16 protein-coding genes are annotated in these 17769 nt (G+C 73.8%); 7 read left to right on the top strand and 9 right to left on the bottom strand.

Annotated features, from left to right (window positions below; all coding sequences use genetic code 11):
* Positions 1 to 45 precede the first annotated feature (45 nt).
* From ACF1A5_RS16625 to ACF1A5_RS16605, 5 genes are all read right to left on the bottom strand, one after another.
* Positions 46 to 1395, bottom strand: a complete 1350-nt coding sequence (locus ACF1A5_RS16625) for an ABC transporter ATP-binding protein (RefSeq protein ID WP_392193573.1) — start codon at positions 1393 to 1395, stop codon at positions 46 to 48.
* Positions 1396 to 1620: 225 nt separating this feature from the next.
* Positions 1621 to 2376 (bottom strand): class F sortase, encoded by a 756-nt coding sequence (locus ACF1A5_RS16620; RefSeq protein WP_392193572.1) that lies wholly within the window; start codon positions 2374 to 2376, stop codon positions 1621 to 1623.
* Positions 2363 to 3070, bottom strand: a complete 708-nt coding sequence (locus ACF1A5_RS16615; RefSeq protein WP_392193571.1) for a hypothetical protein — start codon at positions 3068 to 3070, stop codon at positions 2363 to 2365. The genes ACF1A5_RS16620 and ACF1A5_RS16615 overlap by 14 nt, the downstream gene beginning before the upstream one ends.
* A 140-nt stretch (positions 3071 to 3210) precedes the next feature.
* A complete protein-coding gene (locus ACF1A5_RS16610) occupies positions 3211 to 5442 on the bottom strand; it encodes a molybdopterin oxidoreductase family protein (RefSeq protein WP_392193570.1) in 2232 nt (743 codons plus the stop codon).
* A 139-nt stretch (positions 5443 to 5581) separates the two neighbouring features.
* Positions 5582 to 6295, bottom strand: a complete 714-nt coding sequence (locus ACF1A5_RS16605) for a TetR family transcriptional regulator (RefSeq protein ID WP_392193569.1) — start codon at positions 6293 to 6295, stop codon at positions 5582 to 5584.
* Positions 6296 to 6493: 198 nt separating this feature from the next.
* On the opposite strand from ACF1A5_RS16605, the gene hmgA reads away from it, so the two are divergent.
* From hmgA to ACF1A5_RS16590, 3 genes are read left to right on the top strand one after another with little or no spacing between them, the layout of a single operon-like run.
* On the top strand, positions 6494 to 7834 hold the full coding sequence (hmgA, locus tag ACF1A5_RS16600) for a homogentisate 1,2-dioxygenase (protein WP_392193568.1): 1341 nt from the start codon (positions 6494 to 6496) through the stop codon (positions 7832 to 7834).
* Between the two features lie 27 nt (positions 7835 to 7861).
* Positions 7862 to 8611 carry a GntR family transcriptional regulator gene (locus tag ACF1A5_RS16595; protein ID WP_392193567.1) on the top strand — a complete coding sequence of 250 codons (750 nt, stop codon included), beginning with the start codon at positions 7862 to 7864 and terminating at the stop codon, positions 8609 to 8611.
* A 33-nt stretch (positions 8612 to 8644) separates the two neighbouring features.
* Entirely contained in the window at positions 8645 to 9820 is a 1176-nt protein-coding gene (locus ACF1A5_RS16590) for a type ISP restriction/modification enzyme (protein WP_392193566.1), read from the top strand.
* Between the two features lie 43 nt (positions 9821 to 9863).
* Here ACF1A5_RS16590 and ACF1A5_RS16585 read toward each other — a convergent pair whose 3' ends face one another.
* Entirely contained in the window at positions 9864 to 10667 is an 804-nt protein-coding gene (locus ACF1A5_RS16585) for a TetR/AcrR family transcriptional regulator C-terminal domain-containing protein (RefSeq protein WP_392193565.1), read from the bottom strand.
* A 64-nt stretch (positions 10668 to 10731) separates the two neighbouring features.
* On the opposite strand from ACF1A5_RS16585, the gene ACF1A5_RS16580 reads away from it, so the two are divergent.
* The 3 genes from ACF1A5_RS16580 to ACF1A5_RS16570 all read left to right on the top strand — a co-directional run bounded on the left by ACF1A5_RS16580 (position 10732) and on the right by ACF1A5_RS16570 (position 14053).
* Entirely contained in the window at positions 10732 to 11700 is a 969-nt protein-coding gene (locus ACF1A5_RS16580) for an ATP-binding cassette domain-containing protein (protein WP_392193564.1), read from the top strand.
* Positions 11697 to 12479, top strand: a complete 783-nt coding sequence (locus tag ACF1A5_RS16575; protein WP_392193563.1) for an ABC transporter permease — start codon at positions 11697 to 11699, stop codon at positions 12477 to 12479. Before ACF1A5_RS16580 ends, ACF1A5_RS16575 begins: the two co-directional genes overlap by 4 nt.
* Before the next feature lie 365 nt (positions 12480 to 12844).
* Positions 12845 to 14053 carry a CaiB/BaiF CoA transferase family protein gene (locus ACF1A5_RS16570; protein WP_392193562.1) on the top strand — a complete coding sequence of 403 codons (1209 nt, stop codon included), beginning with the start codon at positions 12845 to 12847 and terminating at the stop codon, positions 14051 to 14053.
* Positions 14054 to 14131: 78 nt separating this feature from the next.
* Here the strand turns inward: ACF1A5_RS16570 and ACF1A5_RS16565 are convergent, their stop codons facing one another.
* The 3 genes from ACF1A5_RS16565 to ACF1A5_RS16555 all read right to left on the bottom strand — a co-directional run bounded on the left by ACF1A5_RS16565 (position 14132) and on the right by ACF1A5_RS16555 (position 15930).
* Positions 14132 to 14398, bottom strand: a complete 267-nt coding sequence (locus tag ACF1A5_RS16565) for a hypothetical protein (protein ID WP_392193561.1) — start codon at positions 14396 to 14398, stop codon at positions 14132 to 14134.
* 115 nt (positions 14399 to 14513) lie between these two features.
* Positions 14514 to 15326 (bottom strand): anti-sigma factor domain-containing protein, encoded by an 813-nt coding sequence (locus ACF1A5_RS16560; RefSeq protein WP_392193560.1) that lies wholly within the window; start codon positions 15324 to 15326, stop codon positions 14514 to 14516.
* 61 nt (positions 15327 to 15387) lie between these two features.
* Complete coding sequence (locus tag ACF1A5_RS16555; protein ID WP_392193559.1) at positions 15388 to 15930, bottom strand: sigma-70 family RNA polymerase sigma factor; 543 nt, start codon at positions 15928 to 15930, stop codon at positions 15388 to 15390.
* A 208-nt stretch (positions 15931 to 16138) separates the two neighbouring features.
* Here ACF1A5_RS16555 and ACF1A5_RS16550 point away from each other — a divergent pair, with 208 nt between their 5' ends.
* A complete protein-coding gene (locus tag ACF1A5_RS16550; RefSeq protein ID WP_392193558.1) occupies positions 16139 to 17680 on the top strand; it encodes a DUF4331 domain-containing protein in 1542 nt (513 codons plus the stop codon).
* Positions 17681 to 17769 lie beyond the last annotated feature (89 nt).

The raw sequence follows: 17769 nt of genomic DNA, 5'->3' as shown, positions 1-17769 counted from the left end.
AGTTTTTGGCCGCCACACCCCGCCTTGATCGGGCACCCGGTCCGCTCACTCCTCCAGGCCCGGCAGCCGGTCCGGGGCCGGGCAGACGCGCTCGCCGTGCTGGTCGAAGACGAACAGGTGGGCGAGGTCGACGAGGAGCGGGACCTGCATCCCGTGGCGCAGCCGGAGGTCCGGGCTGGTGCGCACCACCAGGTCACCGGTCGGGCGCGGCTCGGACCCGCCGGGATCGGCGAACCCGGGTCCGGCGTCGGCCGGGTGCTCCAGGACCACCACCGGGCCGGCCCGCAGGGCGCCCGCCCGGTCCCGCAGGCGTTCCAGGACGGTGCCCTCGCGGCGGCGCCGCCGGACCGGGCGGCGGACGGGCCGCGGGGCCTCCAGATCGGTCACGACGGCGGGGCGGGAACCGGTGTTGAAGTGGACGAGGACCTCGTGCCCCTGGAACTCCACGTGCTCCACCAGTCCGGTGAGCGCCACCTCGCCGGGCCGGGCCGCCGTGCGTTCGGCGATGCGCACGGCCTCCGAGCGCAGGCCCACGATCACCTCACGGCCCTGCTGCACCCGCAGCAACTGGTGGTCGCGGGAGAGGGGTTCGGGCAGGCGCAGGAACTGCTTGCCGAGGCTGATGGACATCGCGCCCTCCAGCGGGGCCCGGACCATACCGCGCAGCAGGTTGATCCGCGGGGTGCCGATGAAGGCGGCGACGAAGACGTTGCGGGGCAGGGCGTAGACCGCGCGCGGGCTGTCGAGCTGCTGGAGCACCCCGCCGCGCAGCACGGCCACCCGGTCGCCGAGCGACATGGCCTCCGCCTGGTCGTGGGTGACGTAGACCGTGGTGACGCCCAGCTCGCCGGTCAGTCTGGCGATCTCGGCGCGCAGGTGGTTGCGCAGCTTGGCGTCGAGGTTGGACAACGGCTCGTCCATCAGGAAGGCGGAGGGGTGGCGGGCGATCGCCCGGCCCATGGCGACGCGCTGGCGTTCGCCGCCGGAGAGCTGGCCGGGGAGGCGTTCGAGGAGATCCTCGATGCCCAGCATCCGGGCCGTGGCGTCCACGCGGGTGCGCGGGTCCGCGCCGGGCGACTCGATGCGCAGCGGGAAACCGATGTTGTCGCGGCTGGTCATGTTCGGGTAGAGGGCGAAGTTCTGGAAGACCATCGCCATGTCCCGTCCCGCGGGCGGCAGGTCGTTGGCGTACTCGCCGTCGAGCCGCAGCTCGCCCTCGGTGATCTCCTCCAGCCCGGCGATCATCCGGAGCACGGTGGACTTGCCGCAGCCGGAGGGGCCGAGCAGCACCAGGAACTCGCCCGGCGCGATGTCGAGCGACAGGCGGTCGACCACCCGGCCGCCGCCCTTGGTGTAGGTCTTGCTCACGTCGTGCAGAGAGATGGCGCGTGTCATGAGGGTGCCCCCGGGACTCGACCGAGCACTGGCGCTCCGCCGCCGAAACGCCTCGTGCGGGTCGTACGGGGCGTGTGAGTCACGGAAGCTAACGGATCGTGTGCGCCGGGGGGAAGACATCGGTCGGGATCGGGCGCATCCGTCCAGCGGGCGGGAAAGCGGACGGCGGTATTTCGCCACGGCGCGGACGGCCCGTCGAGGGGACGGACGGGCCGCCCGCGCCCGTCAGGCCGTGGAGGTCAGATGGGCGAAGACGACGACGTTGCTGGAGTAGCCGGCCCTGCGGGTGAAGAGGCCGCCGCAGGTGATGATCCGGAGTTCCGGTCGGCGGCTGGGGCCGTACACCTCCTTGTCGGGGAAGCGCGACTTGTCGAAGACCCGCACCTTGTCCACGGTGTAGACGGCGGTACGGCCGTCCGCCCGCCGGGCCTCCACCCGGCTGCCCGGCGCCACCTGCCCGAGAGCGGCGAAGACGGCCGCGCCGGTCGTGGTGTCCCGGTGTCCCACGGCGACGGCGGTGCCGGACTCGCCCGGTGTGGGCCCCTGCTCGTACCAGCCGACCAGCTTCGGCTTGTCCACCGGTGGCGTCCCCAACTGCCTCTTGCCGTCGATCCGTACGCCCATGACGGGGGCGTCGATCCCGAGGGAGGGGATGCGCAGCGAGGTCGCCCGCGAGCGGGACATCGGCGGCGGCGGAGGGGAAGGCGGGGCGGTGGGACTCGCCGACGCCTCCGCGTCCGCCTCGTCCTCCGGGTCCGAGTGCCCGGAGTCCGAGGAGCCCGACCCGTCGTCCCCCGCGCCGGGAACGGCCGGGGCCACGGCGTCCGGGCCGCCGGCCAGGCCCGGACCGGGCCGCTCGTGGGGTCCCGCACACCGGACCCCCGCCGTCACCAGCACGACCGCCAGCACGGTCGTCCTGGCGAGGCGGTAGGCGCGGGTCCGGTACCAGGGGCGCCTGCGTCGGCGCCTACGCGGCGCCATGGGGACGCCGGCGGATCATCCGGAAGTACACCACACCGCTCACCACCACGAGGCCGACGGCCGCGGTCCCGGTCAGCGGCGAGAAGGCCGCCGCGGCCGGGACGAGACCGCCGCCGCCCGCGTGCACACCGCCCCTGGGACCGTCGTGGTCCCCGCGGCCCCAGGCCGCCTGTCCGCGCTGCTCGTCGTTGTCCCGGCCCGACTCCTGGCCGCCGCGGCCCTGGTCCTCGATCTGGCCGCCCGGACCCTGCGCCTCGTGCCGCTCGTTCTCCTCGCGGCAGTTGACGCGGAAGGCCTTCTCCTTGGTGGTGCCGCCGGGGACGGACCAGATCAGCCGGTACTGCCCGTCGGTCAGCCCGAGCGGTTCGGTGTGACCGGCGCCGGCGGCGAGGATGATGGAGCCCCCGAGGGTGGCGGTGTTGGGCAGCGGCGGCTGGGCCTGGATGGTGTAGCCGACGTTCGTCAGCGAGTCGAAGTTGATGGCGTCGAGGTAGAACCTGCACACCACGGGGTCGTCCTTCGAGACGCCGAAGGGCACGCCCACCCGGTGGATCTTGATGTCCCCGTTGTCTCCGGGGATGGCCGCGGCGGCCGGCGCCGCCAGCCACGTGGCCCCCGCCGCGGTGAGGGCCGTGAGGACGGCCGCTGCGCCGACACGGGTGCCGTGAATGCGTGGGAGTGTCAGGGGGGACATGTGCGCTCCTCCGAATCAGACGATTTTCATACAATCGCTCTTTTCGTCTGACTCTCTTTCACATCTCCCGCCCCGGTGACCGCACCCGCGCCCGACGCGCCGTCAGAGATCGCCCGTCCGGCGCAACCGCGGCCCGCCCCTCATCGGGTCGCGGTGAGCTCGACGGGGACGCCGTTGAGGACCGCGTTGCCCGACAGCGGGTCGAGCAGGCTGCCGTCGAGGAGCTGGTTGACGTTGACGCCGGGGTCGGTGGCGGCGTGCGTCAGCCGGGTGCCGGGACGGTCGTGGCCCCAGCCGTGCGGCAGGCTCACCACGCCGGGGCGTACGCCGTCGGTGACCTCGGCCGGGGCGGTCACCTCTCCCCCGGCGCCCTTGACCCGCACCGGGGCCCCGTCGAGGATGCCGAGGCGGGCGGCGTCCTCGGGGTGGACGTGCAGGGTGCAGCGGTTGGAGCCGCCGGTCAGGGCGGGCACGTTGTGCATCCAGCTGTTGTTGGAGCGCAGATGGCGGCGGCCGACGAGGAGGAGCCCGGCCGGGCGTTCGCGCAGGGCCGCCCGCAGGCGCGGCAGGTCGTCCGCGATCGGCCGCGGCAGCAGCTCGACCTTGCCGCTGACCGTCCTCAGCGGCTGCGGCAGGCGCGGGCGCAGCGGCCCGAGGTCGATGCCGTGCGGGTGAGCGAGCAGCTTCTCCAGGCTCAGTCCCTCGGGCCGTACGCCGAAGCCGTCGCCGTAGGGGCCGAGGCGCAGCATCAGGTCGAGGCGCCGCTCGGGGCCGGTGTCGCCGGTCAGCCGTGCGGCGAGTTCGCGCGGGTCGCGGCCGTGGACGGGTGAGTGCGCGTCGCGGACCGCCTTGCGGAGGGTCTGGTCGATCACCGCCGTGTCGACCGCGGACGGGTCGGCACCGTCCATGCCGGTCGCGGCCAGGATCAGCCGGGCCAGGATCTCGGTCTCGGCCATCCGGCCGGGCTCCAGGGGGACGGCCGGGCGGGTGTAGCGGACCTGGTGGCGTACGGCGAGGGTGTTGAAGGCGAAGTCGTGGTGCGGGCTCTGCGCGGGCGGCGGCGGGGGCAGGACGACGTCGGCGTGGCGGGAGGTCTCGTTCAGGTACGGGTCGACGCTCACCATGAAGTCGAGCGAGTCCAGGGCCTTGTCGAGCCGGGCGCCGTCGGGTGCGGACAGCACGGGGTTGGCGGCGACGACGACCAGCGCGCGGACCGGCTCGCCCTCCTCGGTGGCGGTGTCGATCTCCTCGGCGAGCGCGGACAGCGGCAACTCGCCTTTCGCCTCGGGGTGCTTGCTCACCCGGGAGTGCCAGCGCCCGAGCGCGAAGCCGCGGCCGGGCCCGGCCGGCCGGGGCGCCCTGTCGGTGGCCGCCTGCGGGAAGAGGGCGCCGCCGGGACGATCGAGGTTGCCGGTGAGGATGTTGAGGACGTCCACCAGCCAGCTGGCGAGGGTGCCGTGCGCGACCGTGCAGCTGCCGATGCGGGCGTACACGGCGGCGGTGGGGGCAGCGGCGAGCTCACGGGCCAGCGCGCGGATCGTCCCGGCCTCCACGTCGCACGCCCCGGCGACCTCCTCGGGGGCGAAGTCCCTTATCGCCTGGGCGAGTTCGTCGAGCCCCAGGACGTGCGGGTCCAGGGCGCCGAGGGCGACGAGGTCCTCCTCGAAGAGCACGTACGCCATCGCGGCGAGCAGCAGGGCGTCGGTGCCGGGCCGGATCGCGACGTGCCGGTCGGCGAGGCGCGCGGTGCGGGTGCGGCGCGGGTCGACGACCGTGAGGGTTCCGCCGCGGGCCCTGAGCGCCTTGAGCCTGCCGGGGAAGTCGGGGGCGGTGCACAGACTGCCGTTGGACTCCAGGGGGTTGGCGCCGATCAGAAGCAGATGGCCGGTGTGGTCCAGGTCGGGCACGGGGATGGCGTTCGCGTCACCGTAGAGCAGGCCGCTGGAGACGTGCTTGGGCATCTGGTCGACCGTGGAGGCGGTGAAGAGGCTGCGGGTGCCGAGGGCGCCGAGCAGGATGGACGGGTAGAGGGCACCGGCCATGGTGTGCACGTTGGGGTTGCCGAGGACGACGCCGACGGCGTGCGGCCCGTACCGCTCCACGACCGGCCGGATCCCGGCGGCCACGGCGTCGAACGCCTCCTCCCAGGTGGCCTCGCGCAGTTCGCCGTCCTTGCGCACGAGCGGGGTGCGCAGCCGGTCCGGGTCGCCGTCGACGGCCCCGAAGGCAGCGCCCTTGGGACAGATGAACCCCTTGCTGAACACGTCCTCGCGGTCGCCGCGGGCGCCGGTGACCCGCGTGCCGTCGAGGGTGAGCGTCAGCCCGCAAGTGGCCTCGCACAGGGGGCAGATTCGCAGGGCGGTGCGGGACACGGGTCCTCCCGGAGGGGCGGCGGCAGCGGCACTGGGACGGGGGTGAGCATACCGACCGGTAGGCATGTACGGGAGGGCTGCGGAGGCACCGCCGGGAATTCCGGTCCCGGCCCGCCTTGTGCGTGCCAGACCCCGCGGCTCACGGCAAGATCCGAAAGGGAGGCTGGTCGAGCACGCGTCCCAGATACGCCCGCAGCAGGGCGCGCGTCTCCTCGACGATCCTCTCGTCACCCTGCGGGTCCACCCTGAAGGCCAGTTGGACGAGGGTGTCGGCGGTCTCCACGGCGACCAGGAAGACCCGGCGCAGATCCTCGTCGGGCTCGCGGCCCAGATGGCCGGAGAGCAGTTCGGTGAGGCGGTCGGCGACGCGGTGGTTGGGCTCGGCGTGCCGGGCGCCGACGGGGATCTGGTTGCCGAAGTCGACGAGCGAGAAGCCGGGGGCGGTGCGCTTCATCGCCAGGTACTCGTCGAGTACCGCGTCCATGGCCGTGCGCCAGTCCGCCGCGGGAGGCGGCCCGGGCACCTCGGAGACGGCCCCGGGCTCCTCACCGGGCGCGGGCCCGGAGGATTCCGGGCCGGCGGCCCGCCGCAAGCGCTCGCCGACCCGCTCGGTGTACCGCTCCAGGTTGCGCTGCGCGAGCGCGTCGACCATCGCCCGCTTGTTGCCGAAGAAGCGGTAGACGGAGCCGATGGGCACACCGGCCCGCTGGGCGACGGCGCGCGTGCTCAGGGCGTCGTAGCCCACCTCGTCGAGCAGGTCTGCGCAGACGTCCAGGATCCTGGTCAGCCGTTCGGCGCTGCGCCGCTGCACGGGCACACGGCGGAGCGATCTCGCGTGGGGCACGCACCTCATGATGCCGGTCCACGGCGATCCGGTGAAGCGCGCCCCGGGTGTGCGCCGGCCCGTGGCCCCGGACGGTGCCGGCCGCCCTCCGCACTCGTGCCCCCGGAAGGTGCCGTCCGCCCCCGCACGGAGGGCCCACGCCCTCTTGCGCCGGAGCAACCGCAATCCTACGGTGTTGCATAGGAATCAGGGCGCAAGGGAGCGATCATGAGCGGGGACGCACGCAAGACCGCCGAGGGACTGGCCTACCTCTCCGGCTTCGGCAACGAGCACAGCTCCGAGGCGGTGCCCGGCGCACTGCCCGAGGGCCGCAACTCGCCCCAGCGCGCCCCCCTCGGGCTGTACGCGGAGCAGCTGAGCGGTACGGCGTTCACCGAGCCGCGTGCCCACAACCGCCGCTCCTGGCTGTACCGGATCCACCCCTCGGCCGCGCACCCGGCCTTCGCCCGCACCGCCAACGGCGCGCTCCGCACGGCGCCCTTCAACCAGACCGTGCCCGACCCCAACCGCCTGCGCTGGAACCCGCTGCCGGAACCCCCCGCGGGCACGGACTTCCTGGCCGGCCTGTGGACCCTCGGCGGCAACGGCGACGTCACCCAGCGCACCGGCGTCGCCGTGCACCTCTACACCGCCAACTCCTCGATGGAGCGGGTCTTCAGCGACGCCGACGGCGAGCTGCTGATCGTGCCGGAGCGGGGCGGACTGCTGCTGCACACGGAGTTCGGGATGCTGCACGCCGAGCCCGGCCACGTGGCGCTGATCCCGCGCGGGGTGCGCTTCCGGGTCGAGCTCCTGGACACCGAGCCGGACGGCGGCCCCGGCGAGGCCGCGCGCGGCTACGTCTGCGAGAACTACGGCGCCCCCTTCCGCCTGCCCGACCTCGGCCCGATCGGCGCCAACGGCCTTGCCAACGCCCGCGACTTCCGCGCCCCGGTCGCCGCGTTCGAGGACGTCGAGGGCCCGGTGGAGGTGGTGAACAAGTTCTGCGGCAACCTCTGGAGCGCCACCTACGACCACTCCCCGCTCGACGTCGTCGCCTGGCACGGCAACTACGTCCCGTACGTCTACGACCTGCGCCGCTTCAACGTCATCGGCACGATCTCCTACGACCACCCGGACCCGTCGATCTTCACGGTGCTGACCTCGCCGTCCGACACCCCGGGCCTGGCCGGCGTCGACTTCGTCGTGTTCGCGCCGCGCTGGCTGGTGGGCGAGGACACCTTCCGGCCGCCGTACTTCCACCGCAACGTGATGACCGAGTACATGGGCCTGATCGAGGGCGCCTACGACGCGAAGGCCGAGGGCTTCGTGCCGGGCGGGGGCTCGCTGCACAACATGATGTCGGCGCACGGCCCGGACCGGGAGACGTTCGACCGGGCGAGCGCGGCCGAGCTGCGGCCGCAGAAGATCGACGACGGGCTCGCGTTCATGTTCGAGACCCGGTGGCCGCTGACGCTCACGCCGCAGGCGGCACGGGCGGAGCACCTGCAGCAGCGGTACGACGACGTGTGGCAGGGCCTCGAGCGGCACTTCCGCCCGTTGCGCTGAACGGTGCCGCCCGGTACGGATAGGCCCGTGACCTCTTTCGCCCCGGATTCGATCGTCCTGAACCGCAAGCTGCCGCTGTGGTACCAGGTGTCCCAGTCGCTGCGCGCCTCCATCCTCGGCCGTTCGGCCCGGGACCCGCTGCGCCTGCCCACCGAGGAGCAGTTGGCGGGGCACTACGGGGTGAGCGTGCTGACCATGCGGCAGGCGCTGAAGGAGCTGGAGGACGAGGGCCTGATCACGCGCCACCGCCGGCGCGGCACGTTCATCGAGCCCGGTGCCACCCGGGGAGCGCCGGTCCGGCTCCTCGGCTCGGTCGACGCGATCGTGGCCCAGCAGTCCGGCATGACGACCGAGCTGCTGGACCACGGCCCGGCTCCCGTGCCCGCCGAACTCGCCGAGTACTTCCCGGATCTCGGGGAGGTGGCGACGTACCACCGGCTGCGCAGCGACGAGAAGACCGGGGAGCCCACCAACCACGCCCGCAACTACGTCCGTCCGGAGCTGGCCGCGCGGATCGACCTGGGCGATCTGGTGCGGTGGCCGATGACGAAGGTGCTGCGGGACGTGGTGGGCGCGGACATCAGCCGGATCACCGACACCGTGGAGGCGCGGCTGGCCGACCCGGAGACCGCGCGGCTGCTCGAAGTGCCGTTGCTCAGCCCGATCCTGCACTACACGGGGGTCACCTACGACGCCCAGGGGCGGCCGCTCGACGTGGCGGTCATCCACTACCGGGGCGACCGTTTCTCCTTCACGGTCACGCTCGAGGCCACCTGACCCGCCCCCGCCGTACCGGCGGCCCGTCGTACGATGCCCGGCGTGACGCACGACGACGCTCCGCTGCTGGCGGACCTCATGCCGTGGTCCGTCGCACCGCCGCGGCTGGGCCGGGGGTGGCCGGCGGCCCCCGACGCGGCGTGTCTGAAGACCCGCTGGGACACCCTGCTCAAGGCTGACGGGCCAGGCCGGGAGAGCCTGTTCGAGCCGACGCGGTCGCGCACCGCGCACACGGCGGTCGGGCAGCTGCCCGGACAGTCCGGCGGCACCGGGAAGCTGATCCGCGCCAAGGGCCCGTGCGCGGAGCCGGTGCGCGTGCTGCGCGGGGCCTTCGACGAGCAGTGGCTGATCCCCGACCACCGCCTGATCGACGCGGCCCGCCCCGAGCTGTGGCGGGTGGCGGACGCCGCGCAGATCTTCGCCGTGGAGACGGGTGCCGCGCCCGGCGCGGCGGGCCCACCGCTGCTGGCCACCTCCCTGCTGCCGCTCCTGCGCCCGGGGCGCGTGCGCCCGCTGTACCGGCGCCCCGGCGGCGCGGAGCCGAACCTGGCACCGGGTCTGTCGGCCCACCTGGCCGCCCGTCTCGGGCACTCCCCCGCCCCGGTGGACGTCCTGGCCTGGATCCTGGCGACGGTGCGCCCCGGCCCGGACGGACTCGCCGTCCCGCTCACCTCCGACCCCGAACTCTGGTCCGCGGCGCTGGAGGTCGGCCGCCGGACGCTGTGGCTGATGCGGCGCGACGGCGAGCGCCCCAAGCTCCCCGGCGGCCGCCGCCCCTACGTCCGTGCCCCGCTGCCGCCCCGCCCGCTGACCCTGCGCTACGACCGGGACGAGGAGACGCTGCACCTCGACGACGGCCGCATCTCCCCGGTGCCGCCGGGGGCCTGGGACTTCGAGGTCGGCCAGGCCCGCGTCCTGGAGCAGTGGTTCACGGCCCGTACCGAGGAGGCCGAGCCGGGCACCCTGGCCGCGATCCGGCCGGCGGTCTGGCCGCAGACGTGGACCTCGGAGCTGCTGGAGCTGATCACCGTCCTGGCCCTGCTGGCGGAACTGGGGCCGCGGCGGGAGGCGTTGGAGCCGGCCTCCCCGATCACCGCGGCGGAGCTGCGGGCGGCGGGCGTGCTCCCGGTCCCGGGCGCGGCCCGCCGGCCCGCCTCCGTCCTCGACCATCACGAGGAGGGGCCGGAGGGGCAGTTCGCGCTGCTGTGACGACGCAGCGGCCCGTGCGGGCACCTCGGCCCGCGCGAGCACCTCAATCCGTGCGGGCACCTCGGTCCGTCTCGGCGCCTCGGTCCGTCTCGGCGCCTCGGCCCGCGCATGGGCCCGGCCGCCCGGCTCCGCCTCGGCCGCGCGGCTCGAACCCGTCCAGGACCCGCGTCAGCGCCCGCTCGAACACCGCCTCCAGGTCGATCGGCCCCGCGTCCTCCTGGAAGGCCGCCGCCATGCGCGGATAGGCGCCGGTGGCGACCTGACCGCCCAGGTAGGCGATCCGCACCGCGGTCTCCTGCTCCTCCGACCAGGGCAGCGAGCGGGTGCGCTCGGCGGTGGCCAGCTCGTTGGACACGTACATCGTCACCACCGCGTTGAGCATGGCGACCAGTTCCATCTTGGTGCCGTAGGACGCCTCCAGGGGGTCCAGGCAGGTCAGGCAGTGCTCCAGGTAGCGCAGGGCGTGGGGGCTGAAGCCGTAGATCCCGGACATCAGACGGGGCAGCCAGGGGTGGCGCCGCATCAGGTCGCGGGTCTGGTGGCCGACCCGGACCATGTCGGCACGCCAGTCCCCGGACGGCTCCCACAGTTCGTGCTCGGCGCTGACGGCGTCCACCATGAGCTCGTACAGGTCCTCCTTGCGGGGGACGTAGTTGTACAGCGACATCGTGCCGCAGCCCAGTTCGGCGGCGACGTGCCGCATGGACACCGCGTCCAGCCCGCCGGCGTCGGCGATACGCACCGCGGCGGCCGCGATGTCGGCCCGGCTGTAGGCCGGCTTCGGACCCCGTCCCGTCCGCTCGGGACGGGCCCAGATCACTTCGGGTACGGCCGCTCGGCCAGCCATCGATCATCACCTCGCCCCACCATCGTAGTTACGTACACCGTACGTAGTGCGCTATGGTCGGGACATGACTTCTACGTACGCTGTACTTAGTGAAGGCCTGGAGAAGCGGTTCGGTGAGGTCCGTGCCGTGAGCGGGCTGGACCTCGCCGTGGCCGAGGGGACCGTCTGCGGGGTCCTCGGACGGAACGGCGCGGGCAAGACCACGGCGGTGCGGCTGCTGACCACGCTGCTGCGGCCGGACGCGGGATCGGCGCGGATCGCGGGACACGACCTGGTGCGCGAGGCGGCCGCCGTGCGGCGCCGCATCGGCGTCACGGGGCAGTCCGCGTCGGTGGACGGGGACCTCACCGGGCGGCAGAACCTGCGGCTGTTCGCCCGGCTGCACCGGGTCCGGGACCCGCGGGCCCGGGCCGGCGAGCTGCTGGACCGGTTCGGCCTGGCCGAGGCCGCCGACCGGCCGGCGTCCACCTACTCGGGCGGGATGCGGCGCCGTCTGGACCTCGCGGCCAGCCTGATCCGCCGCCCCGACGTGCTGTTCCTGGACGAACCGACCACCGGGCTCGACCCGGCCAGCCGCACCAGCGTCTGGGACGCCGTGGGCGAGCTGAAGCGGCAGGGCACCACGGTGCTGCTGACCACGCAGTACCTGGAGGAGGCCGACCGGCTCGCCGACGAGATCGCCCTGGTGGACCGCGGCCGGGTCGCGCACACCGGCTCACCCGCCGAACTCAAGGCGCTCATCGGCGCCCACGCGGAGGTCGTCGTCGCGCACACCGAGGCGATGACGCGGGCGGCGGCCGTCCTGGACAGGCTCACCGGCGCCGAGCCGGTCTTCGACCACGACCGGCGCGCCGTGGGCGCGGTCTCCACCGACCCGACCCTCACCCTGCCCCGCCTGGTCCGCGAACTCGACGCGGCGGGCGTGCCGTTGCTGGACGCGAGCCTGCGGCCACCGACCCTCGACGACGTCTTCCTCCGGCTGACCGGAGAGTCCCCCGACCCCTCCACCGACCCCCAGGAGCTCGTGGCATGAACGCGCTGACGTACGACGGCACGGCGATGACGGTCCGGCAGTTGCGCCGGGTCCGCAACAACCCGGGGCTGGCGATCCTCTCCCAGCTGATGCCGATCAACATGCTGCTGTTCTTCGGCTACGTCTTCGGCAGCGCGCTGGCGATGCCCGGGCGGGAGTACCGGTCCTTCCTGGTGCCGGGGCTGCTGGTGGCGACCGCCGCGGGCGGGGTCATGACCGGGATGTTCCAGGCGGCCCAGGACACGCACCGGGGTGTGATGGACCGCTTCCGCACGATGCCGGTGAGCCGGGCGGCGGTGCCGCTCGGGCAGGTCGCGGCGGATCTGGTGGTCACGGCCGTCGGGACGGTGCCGCTGCTGCTGGTGGGCCTCGCGGTGGGCTGGCGGGTCGAGGGCTCGGCGCCGGCCGTGCTGGGCGCGGTGGGCCTGCTGCTGCTGTTCCGGCTCGCGTGCACCTGGGTCGGCGTCTTCCTCGGGCTGCTCACCCGCAGCGAGGAGGCCGCCGGGCAGCTGGGCGCCTCGACCTTCCTGCTGCCGTTGCTGTCCGACGCCTACATTCCCACCGACAACCTCGCGGGCTGGCTGCGCACCCTCGCCGAGTGGAACCCGATCAGCGCGGTGACCACGGCCCTGCGGACCCTCTTCGGCAACGCGCCCGTCCCCGAGGGCGCAGCCTGGCCGGTCGCCCATCCCGTCGCCGGCTCTCTGGCCTGGTGCGCCGTCCTGACCACGGTCTTCGCCCCGCTCGCCGTACGCCGCTACACCCACGGGGAGCGCTGACCGAACCGGGCCCTGGGGCGCCGCCGGACGCCGGACCGAGAACGACCGCCGCGGACCGCCGGGCGGACGCCACCGCCGCCGCCCGACACCGCCTGCCCGGGCACCGCCCCCAGGACCCGCACGGACACGGCACCACGGCCGCACGGCGGACGGGAGTGACCGCCGCGGGCGCCGGACCGAGGACGACCGCCGCCGGACGCCGGGCGGGCGCCGCCTGGGCCGTCAGGTGCGACGAGGAGCGCACGCGCGGGCCCCACCGCCGGGGTGCCGCCCGCTGTGCCCGATCGCCGGAGCCGGCCGCCGGCGGGCGCCCGGCCTGGCCCGCCCACGAGGGCGGCTGCTGACAAAGGTGGTGTCCGCGGGTCATGATCCGGGGCATGGAGCAACTCCCCCTGCCCCTGGAGGGCATCACCGTCGTCGCCGTCGAGCAGGCCGTCTCGGCCCCCTTCGCGACCCGGCAGCTCGCCGACCTCGGCGCCCGGGTCGTCAAGGTCGAGCGGCTCGACGGCGGCGACTTCGCGCGCGGGTACGACACGGCCGCCGGCGGGCTCGCCTCGCACTTCGTGTGGTGCAACCGCGGCAAGGAGTCGATCGCGCTGGACCTCAAGGACCCCCGGGGACTGGCGGCCCTGCGGCGACTGGTGGCGGACGCGGACGTGTTCGTGCAGAACCTGGCACAGGGGGCGGCGGCCCGGCTGGGGCTGGACGCGGCGACGCTGTGCGCCGCGCACCCGCGGCTGATCGCCGTCGACATCTCGGGCTACGGCTCGGCGGGGCCGTACGCGGACAAGCGGGCGTACGACATGCTCGTGCAGTGCGAGGCGGGGCTGGTGTCGGTGACGGGCACGCCGGAGCAGCCGGTGAAGGCGGGGATCCCGGCGGCGGACATCGCGGCGGCCATGTACGCCTTCTCGGGCGTCCTGGCGGCGCTGGTGCGGCGCGGCACGACCGGGCGCGGCGGTCCGGTGGAGGTGTCGATGCTGGAGGCGCTCACGGAGTGGATGGGGCACCCGCTGCACCATGCGATGCACGGCGGCGCCGCCCCCGCGCGCACCGGGCTCGCGCACGCGGTCATCGCGCCGTACGACGCCTACCCGACGGCGGACGGCGGGCGGGTGCTGTTGTCGGTGCAGAACGACCGCGAGTGGCGGCGGCTGGCCGAACAGGTGCTGGAGCGGGCCGACTTGGGCATGGACCCGGCGTTCGCGACGAACGAGGCGCGGGTGGCGCACCGGGAGCGCACCGACGATCTGGTCGCGAAGGCGCTGGGCGCGCTGGACGCCGACGAGGCGCTGGCCCGGCTGGAGGGCGCGGGCATCGCGTGCGCACGGCTGAGGGACCTGCACGAGGTGGCGGACCATCCGCAGTTGGCGGCCCGGGAGCGGTGGCGGGAGGTGGGGACGCCGGTCGGGCCGCTGCGGGCTCTGCTGCCGCCGATCACGCTGCCGGGCGCGGCGGCGCCGCGGATGGGGGACGTGCCCGCGCTCGGACAGCACACCGAGGCGCTGCTGCGTGCCGTGGGGATGACGGACGAAGAGATCGCAGCCTTGCGCCGGGACGGTGTGGCGGCCTGAACGCGGGCCCTGGAGGAACGCGGGCTCCTCGGGGAGACGGCCCGGAGGGACGCCGGTGGCGGGGGACGCCGGTGGCGCTCAGCGCCCGCCGAACAGCGAGCGGCGCAGCCGGCGCAGTGGCGCGAACAGCGACACCCGGCGGACGCGTGCTCCCCTGCCCGTGCGGTCGTGCGCGCCCCGCGCGGTCAGCTCGCGCATCAGCGAGGTCGCCTCGGCCGTCTCGCGCTGCGGGACGGCGGGGCCGGCCAGCACCGAGAGGTGGCGGTCGAGGCGCGAGCTGGTCGCGCTGCTCCCGCACGTGATCGCAGGGACCCTGGCCCTGCTGCGCACAGTTATCTGCTCCATGTCACTCCCCACCCGTACGAGTCCACCCGGCCCGGGCAGAGTAACCCTATCGTCCCGTTGCGGCACTCGTGTATCGCGGTCACAGGATTCACCTACCCCGTAAGGGTGTTGACGACTACCCTCCGAATCCGACCGATTTCAAGGCGAGTTGAACAATTGGCTGCGTAGTCGGCCGTTCTGAGCCCCCGTTCGGTTCGACGGTCACGGCGAGTGACGTGGACGCCGGAGCGAGCCCGGCGGCGACCAAGGGCGTGTCGGCCTCGAAGAGCCCGAGGGAACGCGGTTGTGCGCCGGGGCGCATGAGCCACAGCTGCCGCACCCGGCCGCTCGGCGCGGGGCGGTATCCGCTCAGGGTGACGACGGCCCGGCCCTCCGAGGCGGAAGCGATCACTCCGATACTGCCGCCCCGCGCGTCCTGGCCGGTGGCGGCCCGCGCGTCGGAGGCACCGAGAACGTGGGCGATCTCACGTGCCCGGTCCCGCTGCGCCTCCACCTGGTCCTGCGCCTTGCGGGCCTGCACGGCGAAGAGCGCGGCCACCACGAGCGCCGCGGCGGCGGTCACGGTGGCGAACGGAACGAGCAGGAGGCGCGACCGGGGCGCACGGGTGCGCGCGGGCGGCGGCTGCCTGCCCCAGACGTGCGGCGGCAGTTGGGGTGTGTGGCCGCGGGCCGGGGCGGGCTCCTGCGGAGTGGCGCGCACGGCGGCCAGCACCCTCGCGCGCAGCGCGGCCGGTGCCGGGGCCGCCGCGGAGCAGGCCAGGCGCACCGCGTCCTCGGACAGCGCCCGGACCTCGGCGGCGCAGGGGTCGCAGTCCTTCATGTGCTTCTCGAATCGGAGGCGTTCGACGGGCTCCAGCGCGTCGAGGGCGTAGGGGGCGGCGAGGGAGTGCAGGTCCTCGCGGCGGAACAGGCGGCCGAGCAGGCTCATGCCGCACCTCCTCGGTGCTCGCTCGCGCGGTTCGCGGGCCACGGGCGGCGGTCCGGGGTGCTCATGCCGCACCTCCCAGGCACTCGCGCATCCGGGTGAGCCCGTCGCGCATCCGCGTCTTGACCGTGCCCAGCGGCAGCGAGAGCCGCTCGGCCACCTCACGGTAGGTGTAGCCGTCGTAGTAGGCGAGGGTGAGGGACTGCCGCTGGAGGGCGGTCAGCCGGTCCAGGCAGCGCCGTACCCACTGCCGTTCCAGCCCGGCCTCGACCTCCTCGGCGACCTGGTCGAAGGCGGGCGAGGCGGCGCGCAGGGCCTCGCGCTGATCGCGTTCGCCGGCGGCGCGGGCGCTGCGCACCCGGTCGACGGCGCGCCGGTGGGCGAGGGTGAGCACCCACGACAGGGCGCTGCCGCGTCCGGGGTCGAACCGGCGGGCGGAGCGCCAGAGTTCGAGCAGCACCTCCTGGGCCACCTCCTCGGACTGCGCGGGGTCGCGCACCACCCGCCGCACCAGCCCGTACACGGGCCCGGACACCAGGCCGTAGAGCTCCTCGAATGCCTTCTGGTCGCCGCCTGCGACGAGCACCAGAAGTTCGTCCGCCTCCACTCCCGTCCCCCTCTCCGCCGGCCGCCGCGGGCCGTTCCGTCAGGCGAGGCGCCCGCAGTGCGCGCACCTCCTGACGGTGTTACGGATCAGCGGGCCGAAAACGCGGGTCGAGCAGGCAGAAAGAAAAATCTCCGCGCCGACCAATCCGCCCCCGAGAGGTCTCCGAATGCCCGGTCGACAGGCAAGTCGGCACTGAGGACGGAACGGCATGACACCTATTTCCAGTCTCTGGGGCGGTCCGGGGCGCAGGGGCCTGGCCGGCCTCGTCTGCGCGGCGCTGGCCGCCGGGGGGCTCACGGCCGTCGGCGTGGCCACGCTGGAACCGGGGGCGGCCTCCGCCTCCAGCCACCGGGAGGCCCCGCTCATCTCGGGCACCCCGCAGTACGACAACACCGACGTGTACGCGTTCGTCAGCCCGGACAAGCCCGACACCACGACGATCGTGGCCAACTGGATACCGTTCGAGGAGCCGGCCGGCGGACCGAACTTCTACACCTTCGCGGACGACGCGCAGTACGACCTCCACGTCGACAACAACGGCGACGCGCAGAGCGAACTGATCTTCCGCTACACGTTCAAGACGCACGTCAAGAACCAGAACACCTTTCTCTACAACACGGGTCCGGTGAAGAGCCTCGACGACCCGAACCTCAACGTCACGCAGACGTACGACATCGACCTCATCAAGCTGCGCCACCAGAAGCTGGTCTCCAAGACGCGCCTCGCGGACAACGTGCCGGTCGCCCCGTCCAACGTCGGCAAGGCGTCGATGCCCGACTACGGCAAGCTGCGCGACCAGGCGATCCACAAGACGGCCGGCGGCGCGGCGACCTTCGCCGGGCAGGCCGACGACCCCTTCTTCCTCGACCTGCGCGTCTTCGACCTGCTGTACGGCGGGAACCTCTCCGAGGTGGGCCGGGACACACTCAAGGGCTACAACGTCAACTCGATCGCCCTGCAGGTGCCGAACGACCTGATCCGCGAGTCGGCGGACCAGCCGGTCGTGGGCATCTGGTCGACCACCCAGCGCAAGAACGCCCGCGGCGGCTGGAGCCAGGTCTCGCGCCTCGGCAACCCGCTGGTCAACGAGGTCGTCAACCCGCAGAAGGACAAGGACAAGTTCAACGCGTCCGCGCCCTGGGACGACGCGCAGTTCCTGAAGAACGTCACCAACCCCGAACTGCCCAAGCTGGTCGAGCAGATCTACAAGATCAAGGCGCCCGCCGAGCCGCGCAACGACCTGGTGGACGTCTTCCTCAAGGGCGTGAAGGGCCTCAACCAGCCGCCGCACGTGAAGCCGTCGGAGGAGCTGCGCCTGAACACCTCCATCAAGCCGAGCGCGCACCCGAAGCGGCTGGGCGTCCTCGACGGCGACAACGCGGGCTTCCCGAACGGCCGCCGGCTCACCGACGACGTGATCGACGAGGCGCTGCAGGTGATGGAGGGCGAGCTGGTCGGCTCCAAGAACGACCTGGGCGACGCGGTCGACGCCAACGACAAGAAGTTCGAGAAGTACTTCCCCTACGTGGCCCAGCCGACATCCGGTTCGCGCGGGCAGCTCGCCAAGGGCACGACGAGCGGGACCGACGTGCGCAGCCAGCTCGGCGACGCGCTGCGGCCGGCGGGCGCGTCCTCCGGCTCCGGCGACACCGTCCTGATCGCCTCCTCGGCGGCCTCGGGCGCGGCCGGGATCCTGCTCCTCGGCACGGCTCTGGCGTGGTGGCGCCGCCGGATGCGCCGGCCGTACTGACCCGCCGGCCCCACGACTGGCGCGGCCCGCGCTCACCCCATCCCCCACGGCGCGGGCCGCGCCGCCCCACGCGACGACTTCGTCCACCA

The sequence above is a fragment of the Streptomyces sp. NPDC014864 genome (assembly GCF_043081525.1).
Taxonomy (GTDB): Bacteria; Actinomycetota; Actinomycetes; order Streptomycetales; family Streptomycetaceae; genus Streptomyces.
The sequence above is the reverse complement of the archived record's forward strand: the minus strand, read 5'-3'. Positions and strand labels throughout refer to the sequence as shown.